This window comes from Candidatus Magnetobacterium casense, assembly GCF_019173545.1.
Lineage (GTDB): Bacteria > Nitrospirota > Thermodesulfovibrionia > Thermodesulfovibrionales > Magnetobacteriaceae > Magnetobacterium > Magnetobacterium cryptolimnobacter.
In genome coordinates this window covers 1-1,529 of record NZ_JABXWD010000630.1, presented here as the reverse complement: position 1 = coordinate 1,529, position 1,529 = coordinate 1, and the positions used below count along the sequence as shown (strand labels likewise).

3 protein-coding genes are annotated in these 1,529 nt (G+C 53.2%); all 3 read right to left on the bottom strand.

From position 1 onward, the window contains the following. Positions 1 to 29: 29 nt before the first annotated feature. Positions 30 to 311 carry a hypothetical protein gene (locus HWQ67_RS18255; protein WP_218254123.1) on the bottom strand — a complete coding sequence of 94 codons (282 nt, stop codon included), beginning with the start codon at positions 309 to 311 and terminating at the stop codon, positions 30 to 32. Between the two features lie 142 nt (positions 312 to 453). Continuing rightward, positions 454 to 579 carry a hypothetical protein gene (locus tag HWQ67_RS20080; RefSeq protein WP_255317347.1) on the bottom strand — a complete coding sequence of 42 codons (126 nt, stop codon included), beginning with the start codon at positions 577 to 579 and terminating at the stop codon, positions 454 to 456. Beyond that, on the bottom strand, positions 576 to 1,529 hold a 954-nt coding region (locus tag HWQ67_RS18250), incomplete at its 5' end, for a glycosyltransferase (protein WP_218254122.1). The genes HWQ67_RS18250 and HWQ67_RS20080, both read right to left, overlap by 4 nt.

Here is a 1,529-nt window from a genome sequence, read left to right as displayed (position 1 = left end):
TGCCATGTATTCTCGCTTTTGTTCCGTTATCATTTCAGGAACCCCCTGAGTGCCGGATTCTCCTCTGACTGTTTCCTCTGCTCCTCCCGGTAGAAGCCGAGTCGGACATCGAGCCATCCTAAAAACACCATGCCGCCTATCGTTCCGATAACCACAAGGGGTATCAGGACGGGATGCTTGGTCAGGTAAGACTTGAAGGCGATGTAGCACAACAGGGAGGTATTCAATATGCCAACCCAGCCGAGCGCACGGCCTATGTAGATTTTCCCCAGGACCAACCCCCGCCTTACTTGTCGAAAAATACTAACCATATCGTTATCCCCAAAAGGATTAAAAGGATTATTCCCACGATAATCAACTCAAGCACCTAAATATCCCCGTCATCATCGGGAGGAAAGTTCTTATACCAACGCCAGAAATCCCTGATCCTGTTCCAAATAGCCCTCAATATTCTCACCTTGAGAGCCATTCCAGAAGTTCCGAAATCCAATGTCCCACCCACCCCACAAAGACCATAAACCAGAAGCCGAGGATAAAAGTACCTATTGCAAGCAAGGTATCCTTCGTGTCGTCTTTCACCCTATCACCCCCTGAAAGAACTCCACCTGCTTCCGTGCGGACTCATCCCAGGAGAAGCGGGAGGCCCATGCCCTACCCTGCTCACCGCATTCCTTTCGGATATGAGGACATGAAATCAGACAGTCCATTGCTCCGGCTAACACCAATGGTTCATTAGGAGGAACTAATAATCCCGTCTTGTTGTGTCTTATTGCCTCATCCAATCCTGGTATCCTGCTCCCCACCACCTCTTTCCCGCAAGCCTGAGCTTCAAGAGCTACCAAGCCGAAGCCCTCAAAACGGGAGGGACAGACTGCGAACAGGCATCGGCGGTAGAGTTCACGGCGTTCAAGACCCACATGGCCCACCATGTCAACCTTGCCCTCAAGCCCCAAGTCCCTTATAAGCCGTTTTACCTTCCCCTCGTCCGGGCCATCCCCGGCGATAACCAAGCGGATTTCGGGATGCTCCTCGGATAGCAACTGGAAGGATTTTAGCAGAGTATCAATGCCCTTCTGGTAGATGTCCAGACGGCCCACAAACAGGATGAAGTTCTCCTCTGGCGTGTCGTGTGGTTCAAGGAAGTAGGGGTCAATCCCGTTAGGGATAAGGACAACGTCGGAGTCCAGCCGGGCCTTCTCCGTGAGTTCCCGGTAGACGCTTTGGGAACCAGCTATGAAGTGGCGGTAGGTGCTATGCAGGTCCATCTCGGCAAAGAGGGACACGACACCCAGGGGGCCGATGTGCCTTACGGCGTTCCAACCGGGCAGGACGTTTACCACCGCGATACTCGGCCCGTCGAAATACCGGGAGGCCAGAACGGGAGAGTAGGGGCTAAAATCCTCAACCACCAAGTCGGGCTTCATCTGCCTAACCAACTTCCGGGCCTCAAGGGTGTAGGTGATTCGGGACAGCAGGTAGGAACGGTCAGAACCTAACCGGATGTACCGCATTCGTGGCAGTTCCTTACT

Bases quoted from the DNA above. Each gene is read 5' to 3' on its own strand.
- HWQ67_RS18255 (WP_218254123.1), bottom strand. From the start codon at position 311: ATGGTTAGTATTTTTCGACAAGTAAGGCGGGGGTTGGTCCTGGGGAAA.